The sequence below is a fragment of the Aliamphritea hakodatensis genome, assembly GCF_024347195.1.
In the GTDB taxonomy this organism is placed as follows: Bacteria; Pseudomonadota; Gammaproteobacteria; order Pseudomonadales; family Balneatricaceae; genus Amphritea; species Amphritea hakodatensis.
Genome location: NZ_AP025281.1, coordinates 3023049 through 3038982, shown reverse-complemented (window position 1 = coordinate 3038982; position 15934 = coordinate 3023049). Strand labels below are relative to the sequence as shown.

General features: G+C 51.8%; 14 protein-coding genes. All 14 read left to right on the top strand.

Features of this window, described 5'->3' with window-relative positions:
• The first annotated feature begins 9 nt into the window (after nucleotides 1-9).
• The 14 genes from PCI15_RS14020 (at nucleotide 10) to PCI15_RS13955 (ending at nucleotide 15703) form a co-directional block, all read left to right on the top strand.
• The gene (locus tag PCI15_RS14020) at nucleotides 10-714 is read left to right on the top strand and encodes a succinate dehydrogenase iron-sulfur subunit (protein WP_205656698.1); all 705 of its coding nucleotides are present in this window, start codon (nucleotides 10-12) and stop codon (nucleotides 712-714) included.
• Nucleotides 715-1181: 467 nt separating this feature from the next.
• Complete coding sequence (locus PCI15_RS14015) at nucleotides 1182-4013, top strand: 2-oxoglutarate dehydrogenase E1 component (RefSeq protein WP_271270574.1); 2832 nt, start codon at nucleotides 1182-1184, stop codon at nucleotides 4011-4013.
• A gap of 47 nt (nucleotides 4014-4060) precedes the next feature.
• Nucleotides 4061-5269 carry a 2-oxoglutarate dehydrogenase complex dihydrolipoyllysine-residue succinyltransferase gene (odhB, locus tag PCI15_RS14010; protein ID WP_271270573.1) on the top strand — a complete coding sequence of 403 codons (1209 nt, stop codon included), beginning with the start codon at nucleotides 4061-4063 and terminating at the stop codon, nucleotides 5267-5269.
• A 39-nt stretch (nucleotides 5270-5308) separates the two neighbouring features.
• Entirely contained in the window at nucleotides 5309-6751 is a 1443-nt protein-coding gene (lpdA, locus tag PCI15_RS14005; RefSeq protein ID WP_271270572.1) for a dihydrolipoyl dehydrogenase, read from the top strand.
• A 194-nt stretch (nucleotides 6752-6945) separates the two neighbouring features.
• Nucleotides 6946-8112 (top strand): ADP-forming succinate--CoA ligase subunit beta, encoded by a 1167-nt coding sequence (gene sucC, locus PCI15_RS14000; protein ID WP_271270571.1) that lies wholly within the window; start codon nucleotides 6946-6948, stop codon nucleotides 8110-8112.
• A 2-nt stretch (nucleotides 8113-8114) separates the two neighbouring features.
• The gene (gene sucD / locus PCI15_RS13995) at nucleotides 8115-8990 is read left to right on the top strand and encodes a succinate--CoA ligase subunit alpha (RefSeq protein ID WP_205656693.1); all 876 of its coding nucleotides are present in this window, start codon (nucleotides 8115-8117) and stop codon (nucleotides 8988-8990) included.
• A 90-nt stretch (nucleotides 8991-9080) separates the two neighbouring features.
• Entirely contained in the window at nucleotides 9081-9728 is a 648-nt protein-coding gene (locus PCI15_RS13990) for a nucleotidyltransferase family protein (protein WP_271270570.1), read from the top strand.
• A 191-nt stretch (nucleotides 9729-9919) separates the two neighbouring features.
• Entirely contained in the window at nucleotides 9920-10150 is a 231-nt protein-coding gene (locus tag PCI15_RS13985; protein ID WP_271270569.1) for an FmdB family zinc ribbon protein, read from the top strand.
• 100 nt (nucleotides 10151-10250) lie between these two features.
• Nucleotides 10251-12017 (top strand): aspartate--tRNA ligase, encoded by a 1767-nt coding sequence (gene aspS, locus PCI15_RS13980; RefSeq protein ID WP_271270568.1) that lies wholly within the window; start codon nucleotides 10251-10253, stop codon nucleotides 12015-12017.
• Between the two features lie 256 nt (nucleotides 12018-12273).
• A complete protein-coding gene (gene ruvC, locus PCI15_RS13975) occupies nucleotides 12274-12789 on the top strand; it encodes a crossover junction endodeoxyribonuclease RuvC (RefSeq protein ID WP_205657035.1) in 516 nt (171 codons plus the stop codon).
• Nucleotides 12783-13493, top strand: a complete 711-nt coding sequence (locus tag PCI15_RS13970; protein ID WP_271270567.1) for a trimeric intracellular cation channel family protein — start codon at nucleotides 12783-12785, stop codon at nucleotides 13491-13493. The genes ruvC and PCI15_RS13970 overlap by 7 nt, the downstream gene beginning before the upstream one ends.
• Nucleotides 13494-13538: 45 nt before the next feature.
• The gene (gene ruvA / locus PCI15_RS13965; RefSeq protein ID WP_271270566.1) at nucleotides 13539-14162 is read left to right on the top strand and encodes a Holliday junction branch migration protein RuvA; all 624 of its coding nucleotides are present in this window, start codon (nucleotides 13539-13541) and stop codon (nucleotides 14160-14162) included.
• A 19-nt stretch (nucleotides 14163-14181) separates the two neighbouring features.
• Nucleotides 14182-15195, top strand: a complete 1014-nt coding sequence (gene ruvB, locus PCI15_RS13960) for a Holliday junction branch migration DNA helicase RuvB (RefSeq protein ID WP_271270565.1) — start codon at nucleotides 14182-14184, stop codon at nucleotides 15193-15195.
• Between the two features lie 136 nt (nucleotides 15196-15331).
• The gene (locus PCI15_RS13955) at nucleotides 15332-15703 is read left to right on the top strand and encodes a TraR/DksA family transcriptional regulator (protein WP_271274622.1); all 372 of its coding nucleotides are present in this window, start codon (nucleotides 15332-15334) and stop codon (nucleotides 15701-15703) included.
• The last annotated feature ends 231 nt before the right edge of the window (nucleotides 15704-15934 follow it).

Below are 15934 nucleotides of genomic sequence, written 5' to 3'. Positions count from 1 at the left end.
GTTGCCACGATGTTAGTAAGTGTATATCGCTATAATCCTGAGGTTGATGATGCGCCTTACATGCAGGATGTCCATATCGACATTCCTGGTGGTAAGGACATCATGGTTCTGGATCTTCTGCAGTTGCTGAAAGATAAGGATCCGTCTCTGGCGTACCGCCGTTCGTGCCGTGAAGGTGTTTGTGGTTCCGACGGTATGAATATGAACGGTAAGAACGGTCTGGCGTGTATTACGCCGCTGTCTGAAGTGGTTGAGAACGATAAGATTGTTCTGCGTCCGCTGCCAGGTTTACCGGTTATCCGTGATGTGGTTGTTGATATGACCCAGTTCTATCAGCAGTACGAGAAGATCAAACCGTTCCTGCTGAATGATACGCCGGCGCCTGCGATTGAGCGTCTGCAGTCTCCGGAAGAGCGTGCTGAGCTGGATGGTCTGTACGAGTGTATTCTGTGTGCATGCTGTTCAACTGCCTGTCCGTCTTTCTGGTGGAACCCTGATAAGTTCATCGGCCCGTCCGGTTTGCTGCAGGCATACCGCTTCCTGGCTGACAGCCGGGATACGGCGACCAAGGAGCGTCTGGCAGACCTTGATGATCCGTTCAGCGTCTTCCGCTGCCACGGTATCATGAACTGTGTCAGCGTTTGTCCTAAGGGGCTTAACCCGACAAAGGCAATTGGCAAGATCCGTAACATGCTGTTGCAACAGGCAACCTGATTGTTACTCAGGGCGGTCCCGAAAGGTACCGCCTTTTTTATTGCGTAAATTTAGCTCAGCTATTGCGGTATGGCATGAATTGCATTCATGCATCCTTTGGTGAATGTTCAGCCGGGCCCAGGCATGGTACAACTGTATTTTGCTCTGAACGGTTGAATTTTATACACCAAATCAGCTGAAAGACGCTTTTGAATCGGATGAGTGGGGTGCGTGTCGTATTTTTGTAAGTAAAATAAAGTTGTATATGATCCAAAAATAGAAAACTTTAAGATTCTTAGTGCCTTGCATGTATGAAGCGGGGTACAAAAAGCGTAGAATCTGTCCCCGTATAAGTGCTACCACTTCGGGGCTATATACGTGAGAAATAATAAACGATAACCATAAAGGAAATGGTCGGAAATGGCCGAATCAGTCGGGACGTGGTGCAACCTGAACGTTGATATTCCTTTGAGCCAGGGTGATCAATAATGCAAGAAGGCATAATGGAGCTGATGTGGAAAAATGCGCATCTTTACGGTGGCAATTTATCCTACATTGAGCAGCTGTATGAAACCTATCTGATGGACCCCAACGCGATTCCTCAGGAATGGCGTGAAGAATTTGACCGGCTACCTAAAGTCGGCGACAACATTACACAGGATGTGCCGCATACAGCGGTGCGTGAACACTTCCAGTTTATTGCTAAGAATCAGCGTCGGGCCGCGCCTGTCTCTGCTTCCAGCGTCAGCTCTGATCACGAGAAAAAGCAGATCCGCGTCCTGCGGATGATCAACGCTTATCGTGTACGGGGGCATCAGGCCGCTCAGATTGATCCGCTTAATCTGCTTGAACGCGAGCCTGTTCCTGATCTGGACCCACGTTTTCATGAACTGTCTGAAGCAGATTATGATACGACGTTCCAGTTAGGTTCCCTGTTTTTCGGTGCTGAAGAAGCAACACTGAAATCTATCCTGGATGACCTTAAAAAGACTTACTGTACAACGGTCGGTGCTGAATACATGCACATCGTTGATACTAAAGAAAAGCGCTGGATTCAGTCCCGTCTGGAGCCGGTACGCGCCCATCCGACCGTCGAGCCGGAAAAGAAAGTCATGGTGCTGGAGCGCCTGACTGCGGCTGAAGGTCTGGAAAAATATCTGGGTTCCCGTTTTGCCGGCGCCAAGCGCTTCGGTCTGGAAGGCGGTGAATCAATGATCGTTTCACTGAATACCCTGATTCACCGTGCCGGTAAACACGGCGCCCGTGAGCTGGTAATCGGTATGGCTCACCGTGGCCGTCTGAATACCCTGGTGAATATCTTCGGTAAGAATCCGGCTGAGCTGTTTGGGGAGTTTGAAGGTGTGCAGACACTGGAAACCTCCGGTGATGTTAAGTATCACCAGGGCTTCTCATCCAACATCATGACCGATGGCGGTGAAATGCATATGGCGATGGCGTTTAACCCGTCGCACCTGGAAATTGCCGCACCGGTAGTGGAAGGTTCAGTGCGGGCCCGTCAGGACCGCCGGGATGATGATGTGGGCACCACGGTTGTGCCGGTTAACATCCACGGAGATCAGGCGTTTGCAGGTCAGGGCGTGGTTATGGAGACATTCCAGATGTCCCAGACCCGGGCTTACAAGACCGGCGGCACCATTCATATCGTTGTAAACAACCAGGTTGGTTTTACAACGAACAAGCAGGAAGACTCCCGTTCCACTGAGTACTGTACTGATATCGCCAAGATGGTACAGGCACCGATTTTCCACGTGAACGGTGATGATCCTGAAGCGGTACGCTTTGTAACCCAACTGGCTGTGGATTACCGTACCGAATTTAAGAAAGATGTGGTTATTGATCTGGTCTGTTACCGCCGTCGCGGTCACAACGAAGCGGATGAGCCGTCCGGCACCCAGCCGCTGATGTATCAGAAGATCAAGGCCCAGAAAACTACCCGTGAACTTTATGCTCAGCAGCTGATTGACGAGGGCGTCATCACGCAGGAGCAGAGTAAGCAAATGGAGAAGGATTACCGGAAGAATCTGGAAGACGGCAAGCACGTTACCCATTCTCTGGTGCTGGAACCGAATAAAGAACTGTTTGTGGACTGGACTCCGTATCTGGGTCACAAATGGTCATTTGACTGTGATACCAGCGTGGATATCAAAACCTTGCAGTCACTGGGTCAGCAGATCTGTGAAGTGCCTGAAGGTTTCTCTGTTCAGCGTCAGGTTCAGAAAATCTACGACGACCGTAAGAAAATGGCGGCCGGGGCAATGGCAGTTAACTGGGGCTGTGCGGAAATGCTTGCATACGCGTCAGTGCTGGCTGAAGGTCACGGTGTTCGTCTGACCGGTCAGGATGTGGGGCGCGGAACTTTCTCCCACCGTCACGCAGTGTTACACAGTCAGAAAGATGCGGCCGTTTACGAGCCGTTACAGAATATTGCACCGGATCAGCCACGGCTGACCCTGCATGATTCTTTCCTGTCGGAAGAGGCGGTTCTGGCGTTTGAGTATGGCTATGCCACGACGACGCCGAACGCGCTGGTTATCTGGGAAGCTCAGTTTGGTGATTTCGCCAACGGCGCTCAGGTAGTTATCGACCAGTTTATTACCAGTGGTGAGCATAAGTGGGCCCGTCTCTGCGGCCTGACCATGCTGTTGCCGCATGGCTTTGAAGGGCAGGGGCCTGAGCACTCATCAGCCCGTCTGGAGCGTTACCTGCAGTTGTGTGCTGAACACAACATTCAGGTATGTGTACCGACGACGCCGGCGCAGATTTTCCATCTGTTGCGCCGTCAGGTGGTGCGTCCGTTGCGTAAGCCTCTGGTGGTTATGTCGCCGAAGAGTCTGTTGCGTCATAAGCAGGCAGTTTCCAGTATTGAAGAGCTGGCAAACGGTAGCTTCCAGCCGGTTATCAGCGAGACTGATCAGCTTGATCCGGCGAAGGTTAAGCGCCTGGTGCTGTGCAGCGGCAAGGTTTACTACGACCTGTACAACCGCCGTGCGGAGCTGGAAAAAGACGATGTTGCGATTGTACGTATTGAACAGCTTTATCCGTTCCCTGAAAACCAGATGTATGAAGCGATCAAGGATTACACCAATCTTGAATCCGTTATCTGGTGTCAGGAAGAACCGATGAATCAGGGCGCCTGGTACTGCAGTCAGCACCACATGCGTCATGCGCTGGCGCGTCATAACAGCTCGATTCAACTGGGCGGCGTAGGCCGGCCACATGCAGCCGCACCTGCTGTAGGGTACATTTCAGTACACCTTGAACAGCAGGAAAAACTGGTTAATGAAGCAATCAATGGCTAACAGGCCTGACGAAAACGCCTGTTAGTAACACTGAGAAAGGAAAGAATATGTCTATCGAAATCAAAACGCCGACCTTCCCTGAATCCGTAGCCGACGGTACCGTGGCTACCTGGCACAAGCAGCCTGGTGAAGCTTGCTCCACCGATGAACTGATTGTTGATATTGAAACTGACAAAGTTGTGCTGGAAGTGGTAGCGCCGGCGGATGGCGTGCTTAAAGACATCATTAAAGGCGAAGGCGATACAGTACTGAGTGAAGAAGTGCTGGCGACTTTCGAAGCAGGTGCAGCAGCGGCTGCACCGGCAGCGGCGGCTGAGCCTGCTGCGGCGGCTCCTGCTGCAACTGATGCTGATAAGATCGGCCCGGCTGCCCGCAAGCTGATTGAAGAAAACGGTCTGGACGCTGCTCAGATTCCGGGTACCGGCAAAAATGGCGGTATCACTAAAGAAGATGTCGCGAACTTCATCAAGAACAAACCTGCGGCGCCTGCTCCGGCTGCCGCTGCGCCTGCGGTTGCATCAGCGGCTGCGCCGGGCACAGTGCCTGTCGGTGAGCGTGTTGAGAAGCGTGTTCCGATGACGCGTCTGCGTGCAACGATTGCTAAGCGTCTGGTTGAAGCTCAGCAAAATGCTGCCATGCTGACGACTTATAATGAAGTCAATATGAAGCCGATCATGGAGCTGCGTAAGCAGTACAAGGATCTGTTCGAGAAAACCCACAACGGTACCCGTCTTGGCTTCATGTCTTTCTTTGTTAAAGCTGCAACTGAAGCGCTGAAGCGTTTCCCTGCAGTGAATGCCTCAATCGATGGTAACGATATGGTTTACCACGGTTATCAGGATATCGGTGTAGCGGTATCGACCGAACGTGGTCTGATGGTACCGGTACTGCGTGATACAGATGCGATGAGCCTGGCAAATATTGAAGCCACTATCCGTGACTTCGGTCTGCGTGGCCGTGACGGTAAGCTGGGTATGGATGACATGCAGGGCGGTACGTTCACCATCACCAATGGTGGTGTGTTCGGTTCCCTGATGTCTACGCCAATTCTGAATCCGCCACAAACGGCTATCCTGGGCATGCATAAAATTCAGGAACGTCCAATGGCCGTCAATGGTCAGGTAGAAATTCTGCCAATGATGTATCTGGCCCTGTCATACGACCATCGTATGATTGATGGTAAGGAAGCTGTACAATTCCTGGTTACTATAAAGGATCTCTTAGAAGATCCAGCTCGGATGTTGCTAGACGTATAAACTCAGCCCCCTTACAGAAATTTTTAAAGGTAGGTAAAAATGTCAGATAAATTTGATGTCATCGTGATTGGTGCTGGCCCTGGTGGTTACGTAGCTGCGATTCGAGCCGCACAACTGGGACTGAAAACCGCGTGTGTAGAGAAGTGGGTCGATGGCAAAGGTGCACCTTTACTGGGTGGTACCTGTCTGAATGTTGGTTGTATCCCTTCCAAGGCTCTGCTGGAGTCTACTCACCAGTTTCATAATGCCCAGCACGCTGATGTTCACGGCATCCAGGTTGGTGGCGAAGTCACTATGGATGTTAAAGCGATGGTTGCCCGTAAGGACAAGATCGTTTCAAACCTGACCGGTGGTATTGCCGGTCTGTTCAAGGCGAATGGTGTGACGCTGCTGGCCGGTAAAGGCAAGCTGCTGGCAAACAAGCGTGTTGAAGTGACCGCTGCTGATGGTGTTGCAACTGTTTATGATGCAGAAAACGTAATCCTGGCTTCCGGGTCCGTGCCGGTTGAGATCCCGCCTGCGCCGCTGACTGAAGGCCTGATTCTGGACAACGAAGGTGCCCTGAACATCGACGAGACGCCTAAGCGTCTGGGTGTTATCGGTGCCGGTGTTATCGGTCTGGAAATGGGTTCCGTATGGGCGCGTCTGGGTACTGAAGTAACAGTACTTGAGGCGATGGACAGCTTCCTGGCGATGGCCGATAAGGACGTTGCCAAAGAAGGTCAGAAACTGCTCAAGAAGCAGAAGCTGGACATTAAACTGGGCGCACGTTGTACCGGTACTGAAATCATTGACGGTAAAGAAGTTAAGGTTAAGTACTCCGATGCGAACGGTGACCAGGAGCTGGTTGTTGATAAGCTGATCGTAGCGGTTGGCCGCCGTCCTCAGACTAACGGTCTGCTGGCAGATGATTCCGGCGTTAAGCTGGATGAGCGTGGTTTCATCTTTGTTGACGGTCAGTGCCGCACTGAAGCACCGGGCGTATACGCGATCGGTGACTCAGTACGTGGCCCTATGCTGGCGCACAAAGCATCTGAAGAAGGCATCATGGTTGCGGATATCATTGCCGGCCATCACGCACAGATGAACTACGATGTAATTCCAAGCATCATCTACACCCATCCTGAACTGGCCTGGGTCGGTAAGACCGAGCAGGAACTGAAGGCGGAAGGTGTTGACATTAAAGTAGGTAAATTCCCGTTTGCAGCGTCTGGTCGTGCCATGGCCGCGAACGATACCGACGGTTTTGTGAAGATGATTGCTGACGCTGAAACTGACCGCATCCTGGGCGTGCATATGGTCGGTGGTATTGCGTCTGAGCTGATTGCTCAGGCTGCAATTGCAATGGAATTCTCTTCAACTGCAGAAGACCTGCAACTGACTGTATTTGCTCACCCAACCGTGAGTGAGGCAGTGCATGAAGCGGCACTGGCTGTGGATGGTCACGCAATCCACATGGCAAACCGCCGCAAGCGTAAGTAATAAAAAGCCCCTGTACGCTGTGCAGGGGCTTTATAGTTTTAGATTTCGACCGGAGACCCCGGTTGATTATCGTTGTGTATACCCGGCATGCTGTTACTGCAGCAGCTGAGGTGTTTGCAACCTTTGGGCTGTATATCAGTGGCCTCTCCCCATTGAGTACAGAGACCTCAAAAGTAAAAACGACGGATTAGAGCATGAATCTTCATGAGTACCAGGGCAAACAACTGTTTGCCGAATATGGTCTGCCGGTATCCAAGGGATACGCTGTAGATACCCCGGAAGCGGCTGCTGAAGCAGCTGAAAAAATTGGTGGTAGCAAGTGGGTTGTTAAAACCCAAGTGCATGCCGGTGGCCGTGGTAAGGCTGGCGGTGTACAGCTGGTTGACTCTCCTGCAGAAGCGTCTGAATTTGCCGCTAAGTGGTTGGGTAAAAACCTGGTGACCTATCAGACTGACGCTAATGGTCAGCCTGTATCTAAAATTCTGGTAGAAGACTGCACCGATATCGCCAATGAGCTGTATCTGGGTGCGGTAGTTGACCGTTCTTCTCGTCGTATCGTTTTCATGGCATCTACTGAAGGTGGTGTGGAAATTGAGACAGTTGCGGAAGAAACACCAGAAAAAATCCTTAAAGCGACCATTGATCCGCTGACCGGTGCGCAGCCTTACCAGGGCCGTGAGCTGGCATTCAAGCTGGGTCTGGAAGGTGTGCAGATTAAGCAGTTTACTCAGATCTTCATGGGTCTGGCGAAAATGTTCCAGGAAAAAGACCTGGCGCTGCTGGAAATCAACCCGCTGGTTATCACTGAAGCCGGTGATCTGCACTGTCTGGACGCTAAAGTAGCGATCGACGGAAACGCGGTTTACCGTCACAAAGATCTGCAGGCAATGGAAGATCCGAGCCAGGAAGACGAGCGTGAAGCACGCGCTGCTGAGTGGGATCTGAACTACGTTGCACTGGATGGCAGCATCGGCTGCATGGTTAACGGCGCAGGCCTGGCAATGGGTACGATGGACATCGTTTCCCTGCACGATGGCTTCCCGGCTAACTTCCTGGACGTAGGTGGCGGCGCGACTAAAGAGCGTGTTACCGAAGCGTTCAAGATCATTCTGGAAGATTCAAAAGTTAAAGCGGTTCTGGTTAACATCTTCGGTGGTATCGTACGTTGCGACCTGATTGCTGAAGGTATCATCGGCGCGGTTAAAGAAGTCGGTGTAGAGGTGCCTGTTGTGGTACGTCTGGAAGGTAATAACGCAGAGCTGGGTTCTAAACTGCTGTCTGAATCCGGTCTGGATATCATTGCAGCGACCAGTCTGACAGACGCTGCTGAGCAAGCGGTAAAAGCAGCGGAGGGTAAATAATCATGGCGGTTTTAATTAACAAAGACACTAAGGTGATCTGTCAGGGTTTCACCGGTGGCCAGGGTACCTTCCACTCTGAACAGGCAATTGCCTACGGTACTAAAATGGTCGGCGGTGTTACGCCGGGCAAGGGCGGTACTGAGCATCTGGGTCTGCCAGTGTTTAACACTGTATCCGAAGCGGTTGCTGAAACCGGTGCTACTGCATCTGTTATCTACGTACCGGCGCCATTCTGTAAGGATTCTATCCTGGAAGCGGCGAATGCAGGTATCGAGCTGATCGTATGTATCACTGAGCACATCCCGGTTATGGATATGCTGGAGTGTAAAGTTAAGTGTGACGAGCTGGGCGTACGCCTGGTCGGCCCTAACTGTCCGGGTGTTATCACCCCGGGTGAATGTAAGATCGGTATCATGCCGGGTCACATTCACCTGCCGGGTAAGGTCGGTATCGTTTCCCGTTCAGGTACCCTGACCTATGAAGCGGTTAAACAGACAACTGATGCCGGTTTTGGTCAGTCTACCTGCGTAGGTATCGGTGGTGACCCGATTCCGGGTTCTAACTTCATCGACATTCTGGAAATGTTCCAGAACGATCCGCAGACTGAAGCCATCGTAATGATTGGTGAAATCGGCGGTTCTGCTGAAGAAGAAGCGGCTGCATACATCAAGGCAAACGTGACTAAGCCTGTTGTGTCTTACATTGCCGGTGTTACTGCACCTGCAGGTAAGCGTATGGGTCATGCCGGTGCAATCATCTCAGGCGGTAAAGGTACTGCTGATGAGAAGTTTGCAGCACTGGAAGCGGCTGGTGTTAAAACCGTTCGCTCTCTGGCACAGATCGCTGACGGTCTGCGCGAGGTAACCGGTTGGGAATAATTTCCTGACGGGTTTTCCGCTCTGAAAAAAAGGTAGCTTCGGCTGCCTTTTTTGCGTTTGGTATTTGAGGTGTTACCGGTTTTAGTATTTTTGGATTCTAATGTTCTTTTGTTGCTCGGGTCGTGCTTAAAAGATACTAGGGGAGTTGATTGTGATAACGGAATTTATCGAAAAAAAAACCTGGATGCTGTGCCTGATTATAAGAAAGAAATATTGGTGCTGATCAGTAACAATCAGGAGAGTATGGAGGCCTTAGCTGCGGTCAGGGAGTTGCAGTTGCCTGATGCATTAATCGCTGCAGGCTTTGTGCGTAATAAGATATGGGATTCTGTGTTTGCGACAGATACGCCGCTGGCCGATACGGATGTCATTTATTTTTGTCAGCATGATGTAAGCGAAGAACGTGACAAGCTGTTAGAACAGCGTCTTGGCAAATTATTACCTGGGGTATGCTGGTCGGTTAAAAATCAGGCCAGAATGCATGTCAGAAACGGTGACCGGCCCTATATCAGTAGCGCTGATGCAATGTCATTCTGGCCGGAAAAGCAAACCGCTCTGGGGATTCGCCTGGAACCGGACGGCAAGCTGCATCTCGAGCATTGCTTTGCGCTCTCACTGCAGTTTAATCTTCGTATTGATCACAATGAAGCAGGTTCTGTGGTTGTGTTCCGTGAACGTGTACAAAGTAAAGGCTGGCTCGAACGCTGGCCTGAGCTGATACCTGTCGAAAATAGCTGATGGTCAGTTTTCCTTTTTGGCTGCCGGTTTTTGGCCTGTGCCAGCGGGCTGAAGTGTGGCCGGAATGCCAGGATGTATCCGGGTGAGATATTTCCGTGTCAGCCCCTGTCAGCCCGGGGAAATTCAGGTATAATTTGCGTCTTTTTATTGGCGATGCATGCCTGAATAAGCATAAAGAAGTGATATAAGCGATGCCTATTTTTGATTTTGCCTGCCGCGAATGCGGTCATGAATTTGAAAAGTTAGTGATGAAATCTGATGCGCCGCCTCCGGCATGTCTGGCCTGTGACGCAGAGAATGTTGAGAAAAAGGTCTCCGCGCCAGGGTTCCGCTTATCCGGCAGCGGCTGGTATGAAACTGATTTCAAAACCGGCAAGAAGAAAAACATAGCGGGGGACAGCTCCTCCGGTGCAGGTAGCTGATACCTGACGTGTGATTGCTACGGCAATCTGAATAATTCAGCAGCCGGCCGGGAAGGCCGGCTGTGAGTGAACAACTGATTAATAACAGGAACTGGTAATTATGCGCAGCCATTATTGCGGCGAACTAAATACAACTCATATCGGCGAAGATATCGTCCTGAACGGCTGGGTACATCGTCGCCGTGACCACGGTGGTGTAATCTTCCTGGATGTTCGTGACCGCGAAGGTATCACCCAGGTCGTGTTCGACCCGGACCGTGAAGAAAGTTTTGCTCTGGCCGACAGCGTGCGTAATGAATATGTCATCGAAGTACGCGGTACGGTCCGTGCCCGTCCTGAAGGTACCACTAACACGGATATGCCTACCGGCGAAATCGAAGTGCTGGGTAAAGAGCTGGTTATCCTGAATAAGTCTGAAACACCGCCTTTCCAGCTGGATGAGCATCAGCAGGTAGGCGAAGATGTGCGTCTGCGTCACCGTTATGTTGACCTGCGCCGTCCGGAAATGCAGGACAAGCTGCGATTCCGTTCCAAGGTGACCAATGCGATCCGTAACTACATGGATGACAACGGTTTTCTGGATATCGAAACTCCGATTCTGAACCGTGCAACGCCGGAAGGTGCCCGTGACTATCTGGTACCGAGCCGGGTTCACGAAGGTCAGTTCTTCGCACTGCCGCAGTCGCCTCAGCTGTTCAAGCAGCTGCTGATGGTGTCCGGTTTCGACCGTTACTACCAGATCGCCCGCTGCTTCCGTGACGAAGATCTGCGTGCAGACCGTCAGCCTGAATTTACCCAGATCGACATTGAAACATCCTTCATGGATGAAGAAGGGATCATGGGGCTGACTGAAGCGATGATCCGCAAGCTGTTCCTGGAACTGAAAGGCGTTGATCTGGGTGAATTCCCGCGTATGCCATACGCAGAAGCGATGCAGCGATACGGTTCTGATAAGCCGGATCTGCGTTTCCCGATGGAACTGGTTGATGTTGCAGATCTGATGGCTGAGATTGAATTCAAGGTATTTGCCGGTCCGGCTAAAGATCCTAAAGGCCGCGTTGCTGCCCTGAAGGTTCCTGGCGGTGCCCAGCTGACCCGTAAGAATATCGATGAATACACCAAGTTCGTTAGCATCTACGGTGCTAAAGGTCTGGCGTGGATCAAGGTTAATGAACTGGAGAAGGGCGAAGAAGGCCTGCAGTCTCCGATCGTTAAGTTCCTGGGTGCTGAAGTTGCCATGCAAATCATGGAACGTCTGGGTGCACAGAACGGCGATATCGTATTCTTCGGTGCAGACAAAGAAAAAGTTGTCAGTGAAGCACTGGGTGCGCTGCGTATTAAGGTCGGTGAAGATCTGAATATGGGCGAGCGCGAGTGGGCGCCGCTGTGGGTGGTTGACTTCCCGATGTTTGAAGAAACCTCTGAAGGTGGTCTGACCGCACTGCATCACCCGTTCACCGCACCAAGCTGCTCGGCAGACGCGCTGAAAGCTAACCCGCTGGAAGCTCTGTCCCGTGCATATGACATGGTTCTGAACGGTTGTGAGCTGGGCGGTGGTTCAGTTCGTATCCACGATCAGGAAATGCAGGCGACGGTACTGGAAGTGCTGGGTATCTCTGACGAAGAAGCAGAAGACAAGTTTGGCTTCCTGCTGAACGCACTGAAATACGGTGCGCCACCGCACGGTGGTCTGGCATTCGGTCTGGACCGTCTGATTATGCTGATGACAGGTACTGACTCTATCCGTGAAGTAATTGCCTTCCCTAAAACTCAGAGTGCGTCCTGTCCGCTGACTGAAGCGCCGGGTCAGGTAAGTGCTGCGCAGCTGCGCGAACTGCACATTAAGCTGCGTGCCAAAGAGGCCTGAGCAGTACCCCTGTTCACCGCCGGGCGCTCTGGCGGTGAAGCTGAATCGGATCACTTATCCGGATGCTGGGCCTTGCTCAGATCAGAACAGTCCTGAACTGTAGCGTGAAAGTGATACGAAAATTAAACCGGGATTCATCTCCCGGTTTTTTTATGTCTGTTGTACGTAGATGCCTGGCTGAAGCAATGATAGTATGTATAAAAATACAGTGTATTCGTACAGTTTTATTGGATGACCGGGGATATCTCACAACGCCATGCTGATTCTAGGAATTGATCCGGGTTCACGGATAACCGGGTACGGCATTATCAATGCGGTAGGCAGTAAGAATGAATATGTTGCCAGCGGCTGCATCCGGATTAAAGGGGACGAGCTGCCGGAGCGGTTGCAGCAGGTCTATGCCGGGGTGACCGAAATTATCGAGCATTACTGTCCGCAGGAAATGGCCATCGAGCAGGTATTTATGGCCCGTAATGCCGACTCTGCCCTGAAACTGGGCCAGGCGCGGGGTGTGGCCATTGTGGCCGGCACTAATCAGAGTCTGCCGGTAGCCGAATATGCGGCCCGTAAGGTTAAGCAGGCTGTCGTAGGGAAAGGCTCAGCGGATAAATCTCAGGTACAGCATATGGTGATGTCCATTCTGAAGCTGCCCGGTCTGCCGCAGGCGGATGCGGCAGATGCGCTGGCCATTGCGCTGTGTCATGCCCACACCCGTACCAGCCTTATAGCCATGGCAGGTGCTAAGGGGAGTCGGCGGGGGCGCTTATGTTAAGTGATGAATTTGGCTGGACCGCAGACTTTAAAATGAACCTATTTTTTACCCTCTCTGAATTTGTTTATATGACAGAGCTTGTGGGCGTTGCTGTGTTTGCAATTACCGGTGCACTGGCTGCACAGGGTAAACACATGGACATCCTCGGCGTTGTAGTGCTGGCTGTCGTGACATCGCTGGGGGGCGGTACTATCCGGGATCTGACCCTGGACATTCATCCGCTGCTATGGATTCAGAATGATACCTATATATGGACTGCCGTTATTTCAGCGGTTGGGGCATTCTGGGTATGCCGTTATTTACGCTATCCGCGCCGTCTGCTGATCATTCTCGATGCGCTGGGCATGGCGCTGTTTACCGTGCTGGGAGCGCAGAAGGCCATCAGTCTTGAGTTGCCTGCCATTATTGTTGTCATGATGGCGATGGTCACCGGCTGTGCCGGGGGCATGGTCCGGGATGTCCTTACCCGTCAGATTCCGCTGATCCTGCACCGTCACGGTGAGTTATACGCCACCTGTTCAATCATTGGCGCAGTACTGTATGTGTGGCTGGAAGGTTCCATGCATCCTGTTGTATTAGTGGCATTATCAATTTCAATTATTTTTATTATCCGTATGGCAGCCGTATTTGGTGATATCTGTCTGCCGGAGTTTATCGTTGCCGGTCATAAACTTGAGCGTCGCGACGATAAAGAACGGGGTTAGTATTTCGGGTTGTCTGGCAGCCTCTATAAGTGAAGGAAACAATACGTGATTGGTCGTCTTAAAGGTGAATTGCTGGAAAAGGTGCCGCCGCAGCTGGTGCTGGATGTAAACGGTGTCGGCTATGAAGTGGATGCGTCAATGAACACCTTTTACCGTTTGCCGGGAGTGGGGCAGACGGTGGTGCTGTTTACCCATATGGTGGTGCGGGAAGATGCACAGTTACTGTACGGTTTTTATGACCGCCAGGAGCGTTCGCTGTTTCGCACGCTCATTAAGGTAAATGGCGTGGGGCCGAAGCTGGCGCTGACGATTTTGTCCGGCATCAGTGTCTCGGAGTTTGTGCAGAGTGTGCAGTTTGAAGATACCGCTGCGCTGGTGCGGTTGCCGGGCGTTGGTAAGAAAACCGCCGAACGCCTGCTGATCGAAATGAAGGATAAGATTAAAGACTTCCAGGTGGATGATGTGGCGGACTTCACCCTGACCGATGATTTTGGTGACGCGCCGCCGGTTGCGGATAACCGGGCTGAAGCTGAAAGTGCACTGGTTGCACTGGGGTATAAACCTGTACAGGCGACCAAGGCCATTGCTGCTGCAGAAAAAGGCCTGGAGCCCGGTGCCAGCAGCGAATCCTTGATCCGTGCCGCGCTGAAAAGTATGGTGCAGGGATAACTGAGATAAGGGTTAACTGATGATCGAAGCGGATCGTTTTGTATCGCCGGTGTCTGTGCCGGCTGCAGAAGAAGTGCAGGACCGGGCTATTCGTCCGAAATCACTGGAAGACTATGTGGGTCAGCCGGTGGTGCGCGAGCAGATGGAAATCTTCATTGGCGCGGCTAAAAAGCGTGGCGAAGCGCTGGATCATACCCTGGTATTCGGACCGCCGGGGCTGGGCAAAACGACATTGGCGAATATTATCGCCAGTGAAATGGGCAGTGAAATAAAAACCACCTCCGGGCCGGTACTGGAAAAGGCCGGTGATCTGGCGGCGATGCTGACCAATCTTGAACCCGGTGATGTGCTGTTTATTGATGAGATCCACCGGCTGAGTGCATCCGTTGAAGAAGTCCTGTATCCGGCGATGGAAGACTATCAGCTGGATATCATGATCGGTGAAGGTCCGGCTGCCCGGTCAATTAAGTTGGAGTTACCGCCTTTTACTCTGGTGGGCGCGACTACCAGAGCCGGTTTGCTGACGTCGCCGCTGCGTGACCGGTTTGGCATTGTGCAGCGGCTGGAGTTTTATAACATTGATGACCTGACCAGCATTGTCGAGCGGTCTGCCCGTTTGTCCGGCTGTGCAATTGAACATGAAGGTGCTATTGAGGTGGCCCGCCGTTCCCGGGGGACGCCGCGAATCGCTAACCGCTTATTGCGTCGTGCCCGGGATTTTGCAGAAGTCCGCGGTGACGGTGAGATAACCCGTGAAATGGCTGATCTGGCACTGAATATGCTGAATGTTGATGCCCGGGGTTTCGATCATATGGACCGCCGGCTGCTGCTCGCCATGATTGAAAAATTTGGTGGTGGGCCGGTTGGGGTGGATAACCTTGCGGCAGCGATCAGTGAAGAGCGGGATACCATTGAAGATGTACTTGAGCCTTATCTGATCCAGCAGGGGTATATGATGCGAACGCCCCGTGGCCGAGTGGTCACTGATCACGCTTATGCGCACTTTGGACTGGAATTACCTAAACGCGATTGACGTGCGTCATGGTGCGCTTTTCATGAATGTTTAATATTACATCTTAACAAAACAGTGTGGTGCAGATTGCCGGCGGGCCAGAGAGGGCCAGGGGCGCATCGCTGAATTTATACGAAGGATCCGGAGTAGAGATGTGATGAGACGCTGTGAATTGTCGCAGTCCCAGCTGGCTGATCTGAGAAGAGATGTCCGGCAGTTAATTGCCCAGTTGCGTGAAGATCTGACGCAGATCAGGGAGCAACAAAGAGCAGAGCTGGCTGTTGTGGATGTGGCTCAGCCAGTCGACAATGCTGAGCAGGCAAGTGCCAGTGCGCACCGGGTGCAGTTACTGGCGCATATACAGCAGCTGGAAGGTGAGGTACGGGCTGCTGAACATGCTTTGCAACGGCTGGATGATGGCCTTTACGGTGAGTGTGAAAGCTGTGGGGAAATGATTGAGTTGAATCGCCTTAAGGCGAATCCTGTCGCGGTGTTATGTATCGGCTGTCAGTCTAATTTTGAAGGCTGAATAACGTACGGCGGGGTAAAATTAAAAAACCGGGTTTTTTACCCGGTTTTTTTATGGAAAAAATAAACTTCCGGCAATCATTGCTGTCTCTTTTCATGGCCAGCATTGAGAAACTCAGAATGCGGTCAGGTCAGTCAGACATCCGGACGTCAGGCGAGCTTAATTCAGTATGCTGAAAATTACCTGAAAAACGAAGGTGGCTGTTGCTTACCTGTAAAATCAGGTGATTAT

What these genes read in the sequence shown, in the direction of transcription:
- ruvB (WP_271270565.1), top strand. Translation starts at nt 14,182, where the DNA reads ATGATCGAAGCGGATCGTTTTGTATCGCCGGTGTCTGTGCCGGCTGCA.
- odhB (WP_271270573.1), top strand. Translation starts at nt 4,061, where the DNA reads ATGTCTATCGAAATCAAAACGCCGACCTTCCCTGAATCCGTAGCCGAC.
- PCI15_RS14020 (WP_205656698.1), top strand. Translation starts at nt 10, where the DNA reads ATGTTAGTAAGTGTATATCGCTATAATCCTGAGGTTGATGATGCGCCT.
- PCI15_RS14015 (WP_271270574.1), top strand. Translation starts at nt 1,182, where the DNA reads ATGCAAGAAGGCATAATGGAGCTGATGTGGAAAAATGCGCATCTTTAC.
- PCI15_RS13970 (WP_271270567.1), top strand. Translation starts at nt 12,783, where the DNA reads ATGTTAAGTGATGAATTTGGCTGGACCGCAGACTTTAAAATGAACCTA.
- PCI15_RS13955 (WP_271274622.1), top strand. Translation starts at nt 15,332, where the DNA reads ATGAGACGCTGTGAATTGTCGCAGTCCCAGCTGGCTGATCTGAGAAGA.
- aspS (WP_271270568.1), top strand. Translation starts at nt 10,251, where the DNA reads ATGCGCAGCCATTATTGCGGCGAACTAAATACAACTCATATCGGCGAA.
- PCI15_RS13985 (WP_271270569.1), top strand. Translation starts at nt 9,920, where the DNA reads ATGCCTATTTTTGATTTTGCCTGCCGCGAATGCGGTCATGAATTTGAA.
- sucD (WP_205656693.1), top strand. Translation starts at nt 8,115, where the DNA reads ATGGCGGTTTTAATTAACAAAGACACTAAGGTGATCTGTCAGGGTTTC.
- sucC (WP_271270571.1), top strand. Translation starts at nt 6,946, where the DNA reads ATGAATCTTCATGAGTACCAGGGCAAACAACTGTTTGCCGAATATGGT.
- lpdA (WP_271270572.1), top strand. Translation starts at nt 5,309, where the DNA reads ATGTCAGATAAATTTGATGTCATCGTGATTGGTGCTGGCCCTGGTGGT.
- ruvC (WP_205657035.1), top strand. Translation starts at nt 12,274, where the DNA reads ATGCTGATTCTAGGAATTGATCCGGGTTCACGGATAACCGGGTACGGC.